Origin of the sequence: Novilysobacter longmucuonensis (genome assembly GCF_046600735.1) — a bacterium.
Classification (GTDB): Bacteria; Pseudomonadota; Gammaproteobacteria; order Xanthomonadales; family Xanthomonadaceae; genus Novilysobacter_A; species Novilysobacter_A longmucuonensis.
The window spans coordinates 406,956-420,740 of the sequence record NZ_JBJMAW010000002.1; the positions used below are offsets into that span (position 1 = coordinate 406,956).

The following is a 13,785-nucleotide window of genomic DNA, read 5'->3' on the forward strand; positions in this document are numbered from 1 at the left end:
CCGCATGGACGAACAGCGCCGCTTCGTGTCATAACCCCGGCCACGGGAGGTGGCCATGCAATTCGGCAAAGACAAGGTGCTGCGGCTGATGATCGTCGACGACAGCGTCGAGGCGGCGGAAGCCATCGTCAGCGGCCTGCGCAACCACGGCATCGCCGTGCGTCCGACGCGCCCGGAAAGCGAGGACGCGCTGGCCGAGCAGCTCGGCCAGCAGCCGCCGGACCTGGTGCTGGTCGCGCACGACGCCACCACGGTGCCGCTGGCCCAGGTCATGGCGCGCATCGATGCCAGCGGCAAGGACCTGCCGGTGCTGCTGCTGCATGACAGCATCGACGATGCCCGCCTGCTGCAGGCCCAGGAGCTGGGCGCGCGCGGGGTGCTGCTGCGTGCCCACATGGAGCACCTGCACGACGCGATCCGTGCCGAATGGACCGACCTGGAGGCCCGCCGTGCGCTGCGCCGGCTGGAGAGCCAGGTGCGCGAGACCGAGCGCCGCTGCGACGCATTGATCGAGTCCTCGCGCGACCCGATCGCCTACGTCCACGAAGGCATGCACATCCGCGCCAATCCTGCTTACCTGGAGATGTTCGGGTTCGATTCGTTCGAGGACATCGAGGGCATGTCGCTGCTCGACCTGGTGTCACCGCAGCATGTCGACGGCTTCAAGCGGCTGCTCAAGCAGATGTCCAAGGGCGAGCCGGTGGCGCCGCGCCACGAACTGGAGGCGCGCAAGCTCGACGGCCACACCTTTCCGGCCTTCATGGAATTCACCGGCGCCAGCTACGAGGGCGAGGCCTGCCAGCAGGTGGTGCTGCGTCGCCAGGAGTACGACCCGGACCTGGAGCGCGAGGTCGAGGAGCTGCGTCAGCGCGACCAGGTGACCGGCCTGCTCAACCGCGCGACCTTCCTGCGCGCGCTCGAGGACACCGTCGCCGATGCCGCGCAGAACGCCACTCATCACGCGCTGCTGCTGATGGAGCCGGACCACTACCTGCGCCTGCTGCAGGACATCGGCCTGGACGCCGGCGACGAGCTGATCGCGGCATTCGCCGAGCGCCTGCGCAGCGTGCTCTCACCCGAGGATGTCGCCGCGCGCTTCGGTGAGCACCAGTTCGCGGTGCTGCGGCGCGCCAGCGACCACAGCGGAACCGCGGCGCTGGCGGAGGCGGTGCGCGCAGCGTTCGCCGACGGCGTGCTCGAGGTCGGCGAACGCTCGCTGAACGCCACCGTCAGCATCGGCGGCGTGCAGATCGGCCAGAAGATCGCCAGCGTCAGCGCGGTGCTGGCCAAGGCCAGCCAGGGCGTGCAGTCCACCATCGGTGTCGGCGGCAACCGCACCGAGCTGTTCGACCCCGGTGCGGTCGACCGGGCCGAGGAGGAGCGCGTGCAGGCCTGGGTGGCACGTATCCGCGACGCGCTCGACGGCGACCGTTTCGTCATGCACTACCAGCCGCTGATCAGCCTGCACGGTGAACCCGGCGAGATGTACGAAGGCTACCTGCGCATGGAGGGCGACCCCGGCGAGTTGGTGCAGCCGTTGACATTCCTGCAGATCGCCGCGGAGCACGGCCTGCTGTGGGAGATCGACCGCTGGGTGGTCGGCCGCGCGATAGCGGTGATCGGCGAGCGCCTGCGCAAGGGCTCGCGTACCGCGCTGATGGTGAAGATCACCGAGGTCTCGCTGCAGGACGAGAGCATGGTCCAGCACATCATCGAGCAACTGGCCCAGCACGGCGCCGAAGGCAGCCTGCTGATCCTGCAACTGCCCGAGTCCAAGGTGTTCACCAACCTGCGCGCGGCGCAGGCCTTCCAGCAGGCGGTGTCGAAGCTGGGGGTGCGGGTGGGTCTGGAGCAGTTCGGCAGCGGGCTGAACTCGTTCCAGCTGCTGACCCACTTCGACGCGTCGTTCCTGAAGATGGACCGCGCTTTCATGGAGGACCTCGGCAGCAACGCCGAGCACCAGAAGCGCCTGCGCGAGACCGCCGACAAGGCGCGCCAGTCCGGCAAGCAGACCATCGCCGAGTACGTGCAGGACGCGGGCAGCATGTCGGTGCTGTTCAGCGCCGGAATCGACTACGCGCAGGGCAACTTCCTGGCCGGCGCGGGTTTGGAAATGGACTACGACTTCCAGTAGTGCCGAGCTTGCTCGGCAATCGCCATCCCGGGACCGGACTCGGGACTCGGGACTCGGGACTCGGGACTCGGGACTCGGGAAAGGCCAACTCTCTGGCATGGCGGGTCGCCCGTCACGCCGGGCGGCAGCCGAGCAAGCTCGGCTCTACTTCCAGATCGCGGCCTCGCCACGAAAACCCGCCGGGCTGGCGGGTTTCTTGTATCCGGCGATAACCAAAGCGGTCAACCCAGCATCGCGCCGCGCACCGGCTGTGCTGGCGCGTCGCGCAGCGCCTGGATGCGTTCCTCCAGCGGCGGGTGGCTCATCAGCAGGCGCTTGAGGCCGTGCGCGACGCCGCCGCTGATGCCGAATGCGGCGATCTGCTTGGGCAGGGTGCTTTCGCCGTAGGTGCGCGACAGGCGCTGCAAGGCGGACACCATCTTGTCGCGGCCGGCCAGATTGGCGGCGCCCGCGTCGGCGCGGAACTCGCGATGCCGCGAAAACCACATCGCGATCATGCTCGCGAACAGTCCAAAGATCATGTCGAGCACGAACACGATCACGAAATAGCCGATGCCCGGCGCGCCATCTCGGCCGCCGTTGAGGTAGCCGTCGATGACCCGGCCGACCACGCGCGCCAGCACGATCACGAAGGTGTTGAGCACGCCCTGGATCAGCGCCATCGTCACCATGTCGCCGTTGGCGACGTGGCTCACTTCGTGCGCGAGCACCGCTTCGGCCTCGTCGCGGCTCATCAAGCGCAGCAGGCCGGTCGACACCGCCACCAGCGAGTTGTTGCGGCTCGGGCCGGTAGCGAACGCATTGATCTCCGGCGCATCGAAGATCGCCACCTCCGGCATCGCGATCCCGGCGGCCTGCGCCTGGCGCCGCACGGTGGACACCAGCCATTGCTCGGCCTCGTTGCGCGGCTGCTCGATCACCTGGGCACCGGTACCGCGTTTGGCCATCCACTTGGACAGCATCAACGAGATGAACGACCCTCCGAAGCCGAACAGCGCCGCCATCACCAGCAACCCGGCATTGGTCCCCGGGTTCAGCCCGAATACCGCCATGACGATGCTGACCAGCGCCAGCACGGCCAGGTTGGTCGCAAGAAAAAGCCCCACTCGCTTGAACATGTTGAAATTCCTGGCCGCGCACCCCGCGCGGCTGGCGGAAAAATGTGGCAGGCTCGGCGCGATTTCAAGCGACTTCGCATGAACCGAAGCTATCCAACGGCGGGCCGGGCCTTGGCGTGACACGTCTCCCCGACGCCCCGGCCACGCGCACCTGTCGTGGCCGCTTCGCCCCCTCGCCCACCGGCGACCTGCATGCCGGCTCGCTGCTGGCCGCGTTCGGCAGCTGGCTGTTGGCGCGTGCGGCCGGCGGTGAATGGCTGCTGCGGGTCGAGGACCTGGATCCGCCGCGCGAAGTGCCCGGCGCAGCCGACCGGCAACTGGCTGCGCTCGCCGCCTTCGGCCTGCACGGCGACGGACCGGTGCTGCGCCAGAGCACCCGCGGCGAGGTCTACCAGGCCGCGCTCGATCGGCTGCTCGCCCAGGGCCGCGCGTTCGCCTGCCATTGCAGCCGCCGCGAGCTGGCCGCCGCCGGCGGAATCCATCGCGCCTGCGTCGCGAGCGCCCGACGCCCGACCCCGGCGATCCGTCTGCGCGTTCCTGCCGACGCCTGCGTGACCTTCGACGATGCCGTGCAGGGCACGCAGCGCCAGGACGTCGCGGCAGCGGTCGGCGATTTCGTGCTCAGGCGCGCCGACGGTTGCTGGGCCTACCAGCTGGCGGTGGTAGTCGACGATGCCGCCCAGGGCATCAGCGATGTCGTTCGCGGGGCCGACCTGCTCGACTCGACCCCAAGACAGATCCTGCTGCAGCGTGCGCTGGACCTGCCGACGCCGCGCTACACGCACCTGCCGCTGGTGCTGGACACGCACGGCCACAAGCTGTCCAAGTCCGATGCCGCGCAGGCCATCGACCCCGACGACCCGCTGCCGGCATTGCGCGCGGCCTGGCGTGCGCTCGGCCAGTCGCCGGCCGCCCTGGAGGGTGCGGCCGACGTGCCGGCGGTGCTGCTGGCGGCCCGTCGCGCCTTCGTTCCGGGCCGCATCCCACGCGGCGACCCCGCCAGAACCGCAGCGATCGCCGCGCCGCACAACGGACATTTCACGATTGCACAATAGAGTGTGTCTACAAGCCGCACCGCAGCGGCCACGGAGAGGACAGCATGCAATCACGGGTGGCATTGGTTACCGGCGGTACCGGCGGCATCGGCACTTCGATCGTCAGGCAACTGGCCGGGATGGGCCACAAGGTCGCGACCAACTTCCGCGACGAGGCGCGCGGCCGTGCCTGGCAGACAAACATGCGCGACCAGGGCCTCGAGGTCGCGCTCGCCCAGGGCGACGTGTCATCCCCGGAACAGGCCGAGGCGCTGGTGCGCGAGGTCGAGCGCCAGCTCGGCCCGGTCGAGATCCTGATCAACAACGCCGGCATCACCCGCGACTCGACCTTCCACAAGATGAGCGCGCAGCAGTGGAACGAGGTGATCTGCACCAACCTCAACTCGTGCTTCAACGTCACCCGCCCGGTGATCGAGGGCATGCGCACGCGCAAGTGGGGGCGGATCGTGCAGATCAGCTCGATCAACGGCCAGAAAGGCCAGTACGGCCAAGCCAACTACGCCGCGGCCAAGGCCGGCATGCACGGCTTCACGATTTCGCTGGCGCAGGAGAACGCGAAGTTCGGCATTACCGTCAACACGGTCTCGCCGGGCTACATCGGCACCGACATGGTGATGGCGGTGCCGGAGGACGTGCGCGAGAAGATCATCGCGCAGATCCCGACCGGACGCCTCGGCACCCCGGAGGAAATCGCCTATGCGGTGGGCTTCTTCATCCCCGATCAGGCCGGCTGGATCACCGGCGCCAACCTGTCGGCCAACGGCGGCCAGTACATGGGTTGGTGACGCCGGTCGCCTTCGCAGGCGCCTGTGGGAGCGGCTTCAGCCGCGATCGGATGCCACCGATTCGAACGATCGGGGATCGCGGCTGAAGCCGCTCCTACAGAGGAGACGGACTGCGCGCCCAAGTTGCACCGGTCGGTCCCCTGGGCCATGCTGCGAAGCATCACGGATTACGGGCCCGCGCTCCATGGCAGCACGCCGCGTCATCAAGAAATATCCGAACCGGCGTCTGTACGACACCGAGATCTCCAGCTACATCACGATCGAGGACGTGCGGCAGTTGATCGTCGATGGCGAGGAGTTCGAAGTGCGCGATGCGCGCTCCGGCGAAGACCTGACCCGGCAGGTACTGCTGCAGATCATCGCCGAGCACGAACAGGACGGCGAACCGGTGCTGTCGACCCAATTGCTGAGCCAGATCATCCGCTTCTACGGCGACTCCCTGCAGGGTTTCATGGGCAGCTACCTGGAGCGCTCGATGCAGGTGTTCCTCGACCAGCAGCACCAGTTCCGCAACCAGATCGGCGGCGCGCTCGGCCAGACCCCGTGGGCGATGATGAACCAGCTCACCGAGCGCAACATGGCGATGTGGAAGGAACTCCAGCAGAACCTCGCCGGCAGCGTCGGGCAGACACCCGCCTCGGGCAAGGGCAAACCCGACAAACGCGAGCGTTAGGGCGCGCCGATCGCTCCGCGAAGGGACGCAAAGCAAGCAAAGCTCCTACACGCCTTCAGCGCTTGTGCTTCGACAAGGAGAGGGGCCGAGAGCCCCAGCGCTAATGCCGTGCCCTTCTCCCGCGAGCGGGAGAAGGTGCCCGAAAGGCGGATGAGGGCGCGCGACAACACAACGGCACGCGCAGGTTGGCCGCCCCATGCGATGCGACCGCGGCAGATGTCGCAAGCCGGTCCCGATCGCGCCCATGGGGCGCTCCCACACGAGCGGTCCGGTGGGCCGTGGCAGAACTTTTCCGCCCCGCTCTCTTTTGCGCCTTTCGCGTCCTTTGCGGACCCATAATCTCCGAACCCTCAGATCTCGCGCACCACGCGGAAGCCCAGCCGCGCGTTGGTGGTGTCGGCTTCGCCGGACAGACGCCAGGCCGAGCGCGTCTGCTCCGGCGAACTCGCCCACGAGCCGCCGCGGATCACCCGCGAGCGGCAACCGGGATTGACCCAGGCCTGGGCATCGTCCGGGGCGCGTCGGTAGCCGTCGTGCCAGCAGTCGGCGACCCATTCGCTGACGTTGCCGGCCATGTCATGCAGCCCGAACGCGTTGGCGCTGTAGCGCCCGACCGGGGTCGGGCCCCACGCGTCGTCGCCATAGTCCTCGAACGCGTTGCGCCAGCGGCGTCCGCTCGGCGAGACGTCCTCGTCGCCGGTGAAGTTGCCCGCGCGCGGTGGCGGTGTGCCGTCGCCCCACGGGAATCGCGCCTGGCTGCCGGCGCGCAGCGCGTATTCGAATTCGGCCTCGCTCGGCAGCCGATAAGTCGCCCCGGTCTGCTCCGACAGCCACTCGGCATAGGCCATCGCATCGCGCGCGCTGATGTGTACCACCGGCAGGTGGTCCGCCGCCGGTTCACCGGCGTAGTCCGATTCCCAGTCCACCCGGCTGCGCCGCACCAGGTTGCCGCTGCGCTCGTCGTAGACGGTGGAGTAGCCGCGCCGGGTCGCGCGCGCGCGGTGGCCGGTGGCGCTGACGAAATGCCGGAACTGCTCGACGGTGATCTCGTGCCGCGACATCGCCAGCCCCCGCGACAGGCGGATGTTGCGCGCCGGCCGTTCGGCATCGGTCGCGCCCGCCTCGCCATCTGCGGCGCCCATCCGGAACGCGCCGTGCGGGATCACCACCATCTCCGGGCCGCGCCCGCCGTTGCGAAGCGCATCGGTGAAGGCCTGGCCGGGCCGGAACAACCCGTAGTGCGTGGCCAGGTCGATGCGGTGGCGCAGCTCGGCCGCGGCCGGATCGCCCGCCGGCGCGATCAGCAGCAACTCGGCCAGACGCGCCCGCGCCTGATCGAGGCCGTCGACACGCGAGAGTGCGGCGATGCCGCGGTCGCGCAGGTCGCCGATCCGTGCCCGCCGCTGCCCGGCAATGCGTGCGCGGGCATGGCCGACGGTATCGGTGCCGGGACGTACCGCCTCGGCACGTGTCAGCCAGCGCTCGCCTTCGTCGAAAGCGTTGCGCTCGGAGGCATTCTCGGCACGCCGGATCAGCGCGCTTTCGGCGGCGGCCAGGCCCTGCTGCGCACGCACGTCGCCGGGACGCAGTTCCAGCGCCTCGCGGAAGCGCGCCAGCGCACCGCCGCTGCCGCCCTCGCCGATCCGCCCTTCGTTGAGCGCCTGCTCGCCCAGTCGGTTGGCGCGCTGGGCCAGGTCGATCGTCTCGAGCCGGTCCAGGTAGGCGACCACGGCCTCGTCCTCGGGCGCCAGCACCCGCGCGACCGCGGCGATCTGGTGCGCCTCGCGCAGCGACTGCGGGTCGGCATCGATGCGCTGCAGTGCGGCCTCGCCCTGCTCCAGCAGCGCCTCGCGCGCGCGTTGCAGCGACTGCCCGATCACCTCGTCGCCCGGCGAGTGCGCACGTAGCGCCAGATAGGTCGGGATGGCCGAGTCGGGCTCACCGATCAACTCGCCGGCCTCCAGCGCGGCCTCGGCGCGGGCCTGGAGCTCCTCGGCGTTTTCGTCGGTGACCTCCACTGCGGGGACCTGCCACGGCGGCACCGGCGACACCGCCTGGTCGGCACTGACCGTGACGATCGGCGCGCGTGGCGCGGCGGTACCGGCCTCCGGCGCTGCCGGCTCCTGCGCCGCGTCGGCCGGCTGCTCGCGTGAACACCCGGCCAGCAGGCCCAGCGCCATCAGTGATGCCAGTGCGATCTCGCGCAAGCGTCCTCCATGTTTCATGGCCGCGGTGCCTGGTGCCACCTGCGCCGGTCGAAGGGCGCATCGGGGCAGCCGCGGCGGGACCGGAACCGCTTCGGCTCCGGCGAAAGTAGGCTATTGTCGCCCGCCCCGGCAAATTCGTCCTGAATACCCCACCCGTGCCCATCTGGATCAAAGACCCCGCCGCGCTGCAGGCGCGCTTCGCCATCGCCCCGGCCCGGATCGGTCTGGACACCGAATTCATCCGCGAGCGCACCTACTGGCCGCAACTCGCGCTGGTGCAGATTGCGCTGGCTGGCAGCGATGGCGAGGACATCCTGCTGGTCGACCCGCTGGTGCCCGGCATGGCCGAGGCGCTTGCGCCAATCCTGGTCGACCCGGCGATCCTGAAGGTGATGCACAGCCCGAGCGAGGACCTGGTCGCGTTCAAACGTGCCTGCGGGGTCGTGCCCAAGCCGTTGTTCGATACCCAGTTGGCCGCGGCGCTCGCCGGCATCGGCAGCGGGCTGGGCTACCAGAAGCTGGTCGAGCAGGTCACCGGCGTGGCGCTGGCCAAGGGCGAGACGCGCTCGGACTGGCTACGCCGGCCGTTGTCGCCGGCGCAGCTGGAATACGCCGCCGACGACGTGCGCCACCTGTTCGAGATGCACGATGTGCTCGATGGCCAGCTCGGCCAGCTCGATCGCCTCCAGTGGCTGGCCGAAGACGCCGTGCGGATCGTGCTCAATGCCGAGAACGAGACGTTCGAGCGCTGGCCGCACCTGTCGATGCGCAGCGCGCAGTTCCTCGAGCGTGAGGCCCAGCACCGGCTGATCCGGCTGCTGCGCTGGCGCGACGCCTATGCCCGCAAGAGCGATCGTCCGCGCACCTGGATCCTGGACAACGAGCTCGCCGTCGCCCTGGCGCGCCTGCCGCCGCCGGACCGCGCCGCGCTGCAGCAGCAGCTGGACGCCCACCCCAAGGCGCCGCGCAAGCTCGGCGATGCAATCTGGTCGGCATTGGACACCCCGCTGGACGATGAAGCCGATGCGCCGGACGCGGGCATGGCCGAACGCCGCGACAAGCAGCGCCTGCGCCGGTTGCAGGACGCGGTCGCCACCCGCAGCGGCGAACTCGGCCTGCCCGACGGCGTGCTCGCCTCCAAGCGCTGGCTGGAGATGTTGCTTGATACCGGTGAATGGCCGGACGCGATCGGCGGCTGGCGCCGCGCGGCGCTGGAGCCGGCGCTGGCGCCGCTGCTCGCCCCGGCACCTGGCTGAACTCGCGTACGCCCGGCATCGCTTTTTGTAGGAGCGGCTTCAGCCGCGATCGCATCGATTACCGCTCGCGATCTTTCAGGATTGCGGCTGAAGCCGCTTCTACAACAACTGGCGAGTGCACCGGCACCGGACTGGCGTTGGCCATTCCGGCCCGCTAGACTTGCATCCTTCGTGGGGCGGTAGCTCAGCTGGGAGAGCGCCACGTTCGCATCGTGGAGGTCAGGGGTTCGATCCCCCTCCGCTCCACCACGAAATCAAGAGGCCGCGAGCAATCGCGGCCTTTTTTTTGGTTTTTCCCACCCTGGGCCGTTGCCCAGCTGGGCGTCATCCGTCCTGGGAACGCCATCCATGTGCAAGCGCGCGACGCGACTGCACCCGGCCGAGGCGCTCGGCTGCGGCAGGCGTAGAGCGGAGCTCGCTCCACTGCCGCGTCGCGACAAGAACAGCCGAGCAAGCTCGGCTCTACCGATCACGCCGAACGATGCAGCCGCTGCAGAGAGCGGCAGCACAGGCGCTCATCGCGCCATGAAGCGCGCGGCGATCGCCTTCGCGGTGGCGTAGGGCTCCGGCGCGTTGCGGTTGCTGAGGATCACCACGCTCAGCCGCTGCCGCGGGTGACGCACGATCACGTTGCGGAACCCGATCGTTTCCCCCGAATGCCAGACGCTGTCGCCGCTGATGCGCCAGCCGTAGCCGTACTGGATGCCGCGCACGTCGGTGGCGGTGGCCGGGCTGAACGCCAGCCGCCGCGACGCAGCGCCCAGCAGCCCGTTGCCGTACAGCGCGGCGTCCCATCGGGCGAGGTCCTGGACCGAGGAATAGATGCCGCCATCGCCGAGCACCGCGCTGGTCCGGTCCTGGTCGGTGCGAGCCCAGCCGGCATCCAGTTCGCTGTAGCCGTAGGCGCGATGTTGCACCGTCGGCCCGTGCGGCACCTGGACCAGGCTGCCGTCCATACCGGCTGGCAGGAAGATCCGTTCGCGCAGGAAGTTGGAAAACGCACGCCCGGATGCGCGCTCCACAATCAGCGCCAGCAACGCGTAGCCGCTGTTGCTGTAGCGGTAGCCGCCGCCGGGCGGAAAGTACAACCGGTTTTGCGGCGCCAGCAGCCGCAATACATCCGCGTCGCGCAGCTGTGCGGTGGCGGTCGCGGGGATTACGTCCTCGTAATCGACCAGGCCGGAGGTGTGGGTGAGCAGGTGGCGGATGCTGACTGCATCCGCGGCGGGATGCAGCGACGGCAACCACCGGCGCACCGCATCGTCCAGCCCGAGGCGGCTGTCCTCGGCCAGCATCAGCACCGCGGCCGCGGTGAACTGCTTGGTCACCGAGGCCAGCCGGTAGTTGGTCGACGGCGTGGTCGCGATGCCCTGCTCGAGATCGGCCACTCCATAGCTGCGCAGCACCAGCGTTTCGCCGTTGCGCACCACCAGCACCGAAGCACCCGGTACGGCGCCCTGGTATCGCTGCATCAGGCGGTCGACTGCTTCGCTCATGCGCTCGGCATCGTCGGCGCACCCGGCCGGCCGGCACGACCGGACGGCAGCGACCGCGGTCGCGCGCGACACCGGCGGCCATGCGGCTTCAGCGACCGGGGCAGGCGCCATGCTCGACCCATCGGGACATCGGTGCAGGCCGGCGCGGCGTCAACGGCACGCAGCGGTGCGGGTGAATGCGAGGTCTTCATAGTCGTAGCTGAAGTCCGCTTCGGGATCGACCTTGGCCATCCCCAGGGTGGAGCCGTCATCGCCGCCGGCGAAGCTCAGCCATGCCTCGGCGTCCACGCTGTCCTCGTGCCAGTCGACCAGGTAACGCTCGCCCACGCGCATCACCTCGCCCACCAGCATCGGCGACTTGGCCGACTCGAACTGCACCCCGCCCGCGCGCTCGCATACCGTGACTTCGCCGAACCAGGGATCGCGGTAGGTACCGAGCCAGCGCGCCAGCTCCTGCACGGTGGCCGGCCGGCGCGAGGAGGTATCGGGTTCCGCCGGTCGGTCCGGCGCGGATGACTGGCTGGCTAGCTCCTCGGCGTACCGCGCAACCGAGCCCGTCGATTGCGGTTTGGTGAAATGCTCGGCCAGCACCTGGTCGAGTACCGTGCGCGCCTCGCCGCCGCTGCCGTTGATCAGCACCACGAAGCCCGAGCGCTGCTCCGGCAACAGGTGCAGCACCGAGTACATGCCCGCCAGCGTGCCGGTGTGCGACACGCTCCAGACCCCGTCGATATCCGCAAGTCGCCAGCCATAACCGTAGGCGTAGAAGTGGCTGCCGTTCCAGTCGCGCCGACGCTGCGAAATCGGCATCGGCATGTGCGCGGTCCACATCGCGCGGCGCTGCTCCGGCGACAGCCAGGCCTGCTGCTGCGGCGTCGGCGCCAACCAGTTCTGCGCCCACGCCAGCATGTCATCGAGGCTGCAGCGGATGCCGCCGGCCGCGGCCGAGGTAATCGCCGGGATCACCGCACGATCGGCACGGATCACGACGTTGCGCCCGTCGCGGCGCATGTGCGGTTGGGCGATATCGGCCACCGCATCGCGGTCGATCTGGCCGACGCGGCAGCCCGACAGGCCCAGGGGTTCGAACACTTCGCGCCGCACCAGTTCCTCGTAGGACGCGCCGCCGGCTGCTGCCGCAACTTCGCCGGCGACCACGTAAAGCAGGTTGTCGTAGGCATAGCGCGAGCGGAAGCTGTGCTGCGGTTCCAAATGCGCCAGACCGGCGATGATGTCCTCGCGGTCGAAATGGTTCGGCTCCGGCCACAACATCAGGTCGCCGGCGCCTTCGCGCAGGCCGCTGTTGTGGATCAGCAGGTCGCGCACCTGCATCTCGCGGCTGACCCATGGGTCGTGCATGCGGAACTGCGGCAGGTGCTTTTGGACCGGATCGTCCCAGCGCAGCTTGCCGGTATCGACCAGGCGCGCCAGCACGCTGGCGGTCATGGCCTTGGAGTTGGAGGCGATCTTGAACAGCGTGTCCGGGGTGATCGGCCGGCCCGACCCGGCGACCACCACGCCGGCGGTGCGCACGTAGCTGATATCTCCGTCCTCGATCACGCCGACGGCGATGCCGGGGAGCTGGTAGCGGGCGATCACCTCGTCGATGACGGCATCGAAGTGCTGATGATCCGCAGGTGGTGCCGGGGATGCCCAGGCGAAGCCGCCGACGGCCAGTACCATCCAGGCGGTCATCCCTGCGCAGGCGCGGACCCAGAGAGGGCTGGCGGCAGGTGGCGTCATTGCGCACGCTCCGCACGCGCGACCCGCTCGACCTCGCTCCACACCCGCAGCAGGTTGCCACCCCAAAGGGCGGCGATGTCCTCGTCACTGAAGCCGCGCCGGCGCAATCCCGCGGTGACGTTCGGCGTCTCGCTCGCATCGAGCCAGCCGGTGATGCCGCCGCCACCGTCGAAGTCCGACGCCAGCCCGACATGCTCGATCCCGGCGACCTGCACCGCGTGCTCGATGTGATCTAGGTAGTCATCCAGCGTCGCTACCGGGTGTTCCCGCTCGATCCGCGCCAGGCCTTGCCGGTACGCCGGCAGTTCCTCGTGTCGGTCGCTGTCGAACTCGGTCGCGCCGGCCTGCCGCGCAACGGCTTCCTGCAGCGCGGCCACGGCCGCCTCACGCTGGGGATCGAGCTTGAGGAAGCCGCTGTAGGCGACCACCTGCACTACGCCACGATTGGCGGCGATGCCGCGCAGCAATGCGTCATTGATGTTGCGCGGGTGCGGGACCAGCGCATGGGCGGACGAGTGCGAGGCGATCACCGGCGCGGCCGTGGCCTGCAGCACGTCGCGCACGCAGGCGTCGGACGCGTGCGAGACGTCGAGCATGATCCCGAGCGCGTTCGCGCGCTGCAGCACCGAGCGACCGAACCGGCTCAGCCCGACGTCGCCGGCTGGGGCGTCACCGAATTCCGGCCGCGCGCCCGAGCTGGTGCAGATGGCGTTGTGGCCGGTGTGGGTCAGCCCGAGGTAACGCGCGCCGCGGGCGTAGACGGCATCCAACAGGTCGAGTCGGCGGCCGAGCGAGTAGCCGTTCTCGATCCCGATCATCGCCGAGAGCAGCCCGCCGGCGTGGTGCTCGCGGACCTGCCGCGGGGTGGTCGCCAGGCGGATGCGGCCGGGGTAGCGCGCCAGCATCAACTCGATCGCGGCGTACTTGCGCTCGGCCTGGGCGATCGCGTCGGCGTAGCCTGCCGCCGTCAGCGGCCCCTGCTCGACATAGATCACGAAGAACGCCGCGTCTAGGCCGCCGCGCTCCATCTTGCCAAGGTCGACCTTCAGCGCGGTGTCGCCACCGACGTCGTAGCGCGCCTCGCGCATGTAGGTCGGCGGGATGTCGACGTGCGTGTCGATCGTCAGCAGCCCGTCATGCGCGAGCTCGGCACCAGCGCCCGCCAGTGGCGCCAGCGCGAGGGCGGCGACGCCGCAGAGTTTCGTGAAACGGGTCATTCCCAAAGAATCATCTCCACCTGAAGCAGCCGCACTCCAGCATCAGCAGCGAACTCGTGCGGCCCGCCAATCCATCCCGTCTGTTCGCCGGCGGGGCCAAA

At 69.4% G+C, this 13,785-nt stretch carries 10 protein-coding genes and 1 tRNA gene; 6 read left to right on the top strand and 5 right to left on the bottom strand.

The window, feature by feature from the left end; all coding sequences use genetic code 11:
* The first annotated feature begins 55 nt into the window (after positions 1 to 55).
* A complete protein-coding gene (locus tag ACJQWM_RS03905) occupies positions 56 to 2,134 on the top strand; it encodes an EAL domain-containing response regulator (RefSeq protein WP_332701734.1) in 2,079 nt (692 codons plus the stop codon).
* 221 nt (positions 2,135 to 2,355) lie between these two features.
* Here the strand turns inward: ACJQWM_RS03905 and htpX are convergent, their stop codons facing one another.
* Positions 2,356 to 3,252 (bottom strand): protease HtpX, encoded by an 897-nt coding sequence (gene htpX / locus ACJQWM_RS03910; RefSeq protein ID WP_332701732.1) that lies wholly within the window; start codon positions 3,250 to 3,252, stop codon positions 2,356 to 2,358.
* A gap of 116 nt (positions 3,253 to 3,368) precedes the next feature.
* On the opposite strand from htpX, the gene gluQRS reads away from it, so the two are divergent.
* The 3 genes from gluQRS to phaR all read left to right on the top strand — a co-directional run bounded on the left by gluQRS (position 3,369) and on the right by phaR (position 5,765).
* Positions 3,369 to 4,307: a tRNA glutamyl-Q(34) synthetase GluQRS gene (gluQRS, locus tag ACJQWM_RS03915; protein ID WP_332701730.1), complete on the top strand. Its 939-nt coding sequence runs from the start codon at positions 3,369 to 3,371 to the stop codon at positions 4,305 to 4,307.
* Positions 4,308 to 4,351: 44 nt separating this feature from the next.
* Positions 4,352 to 5,092: an acetoacetyl-CoA reductase gene (phbB, locus tag ACJQWM_RS03920; RefSeq protein ID WP_332701728.1), complete on the top strand. Its 741-nt coding sequence runs from the start codon at positions 4,352 to 4,354 to the stop codon at positions 5,090 to 5,092.
* A gap of 184 nt (positions 5,093 to 5,276) precedes the next feature.
* On the top strand, positions 5,277 to 5,765 hold the full coding sequence (gene phaR, locus ACJQWM_RS03925; RefSeq protein WP_332701725.1) for a polyhydroxyalkanoate synthesis repressor PhaR: 489 nt from the start codon (positions 5,277 to 5,279) through the stop codon (positions 5,763 to 5,765).
* 350 nt (positions 5,766 to 6,115) lie between these two features.
* On the opposite strand, the gene ACJQWM_RS03930 is transcribed toward phaR, so the two are convergent.
* Positions 6,116 to 7,990 carry an SUMF1/EgtB/PvdO family nonheme iron enzyme gene (locus ACJQWM_RS03930; RefSeq protein ID WP_411306670.1) on the bottom strand — a complete coding sequence of 625 codons (1,875 nt, stop codon included), beginning with the start codon at positions 7,988 to 7,990 and terminating at the stop codon, positions 6,116 to 6,118.
* A gap of 137 nt (positions 7,991 to 8,127) precedes the next feature.
* On the opposite strand from ACJQWM_RS03930, the gene rnd reads away from it, so the two are divergent.
* Together rnd and ACJQWM_RS03940 are read left to right on the top strand one after the other, a co-directional pair.
* Positions 8,128 to 9,228, top strand: a complete 1,101-nt coding sequence (gene rnd / locus ACJQWM_RS03935) for a ribonuclease D (RefSeq protein ID WP_332701721.1) — start codon at positions 8,128 to 8,130, stop codon at positions 9,226 to 9,228.
* A gap of 173 nt (positions 9,229 to 9,401) precedes the next feature.
* Positions 9,402 to 9,477 (top strand) — tRNA-Ala (locus tag ACJQWM_RS03940).
* 266 nt (positions 9,478 to 9,743) lie between these two features.
* Here ACJQWM_RS03940 and ACJQWM_RS03945 read toward each other — a convergent pair.
* From ACJQWM_RS03945 to ACJQWM_RS03955, 3 genes are all read right to left on the bottom strand, one after another.
* Positions 9,744 to 10,724 (bottom strand): serine hydrolase domain-containing protein, encoded by a 981-nt coding sequence (locus ACJQWM_RS03945; protein ID WP_332701719.1) that lies wholly within the window; start codon positions 10,722 to 10,724, stop codon positions 9,744 to 9,746.
* 150 nt (positions 10,725 to 10,874) lie between these two features.
* On the bottom strand, positions 10,875 to 12,467 hold the full coding sequence (locus ACJQWM_RS03950) for a serine hydrolase (RefSeq protein ID WP_332701716.1): 1,593 nt from the start codon (positions 12,465 to 12,467) through the stop codon (positions 10,875 to 10,877).
* A complete protein-coding gene (locus ACJQWM_RS03955) occupies positions 12,464 to 13,684 on the bottom strand; it encodes a dipeptidase (RefSeq protein WP_332701714.1) in 1,221 nt (406 codons plus the stop codon). The genes ACJQWM_RS03950 and ACJQWM_RS03955 overlap by 4 nt, the downstream gene beginning before the upstream one ends.
* Positions 13,685 to 13,785: the final 101 nt, after the last annotated feature.

Excerpts from the sequence above, each read along its gene's own strand:
- ACJQWM_RS03905 (WP_332701734.1), top strand. The coding sequence starts at position 56 with ATGCAATTCGGCAAAGACAAGGTGCTGCGGCTGATGATCGTCGACGAC.
- htpX (WP_332701732.1), bottom strand. The coding sequence starts at position 3,252 with ATGTTCAAGCGAGTGGGGCTTTTTCTTGCGACCAACCTGGCCGTGCTG.
- phbB (WP_332701728.1), top strand. The coding sequence starts at position 4,352 with ATGCAATCACGGGTGGCATTGGTTACCGGCGGTACCGGCGGCATCGGC.
- phaR (WP_332701725.1), top strand. The coding sequence starts at position 5,277 with ATGGCAGCACGCCGCGTCATCAAGAAATATCCGAACCGGCGTCTGTAC.
- ACJQWM_RS03930 (WP_411306670.1), bottom strand. The coding sequence starts at position 7,990 with ATGAAACATGGAGGACGCTTGCGCGAGATCGCACTGGCATCACTGATG.
- ACJQWM_RS03945 (WP_332701719.1), bottom strand. The coding sequence starts at position 10,724 with ATGAGCGAAGCAGTCGACCGCCTGATGCAGCGATACCAGGGCGCCGTA.
- ACJQWM_RS03950 (WP_332701716.1), bottom strand. The coding sequence starts at position 12,467 with ATGACGCCACCTGCCGCCAGCCCTCTCTGGGTCCGCGCCTGCGCAGGG.
- ACJQWM_RS03955 (WP_332701714.1), bottom strand. The coding sequence starts at position 13,684 with ATGACCCGTTTCACGAAACTCTGCGGCGTCGCCGCCCTCGCGCTGGCG.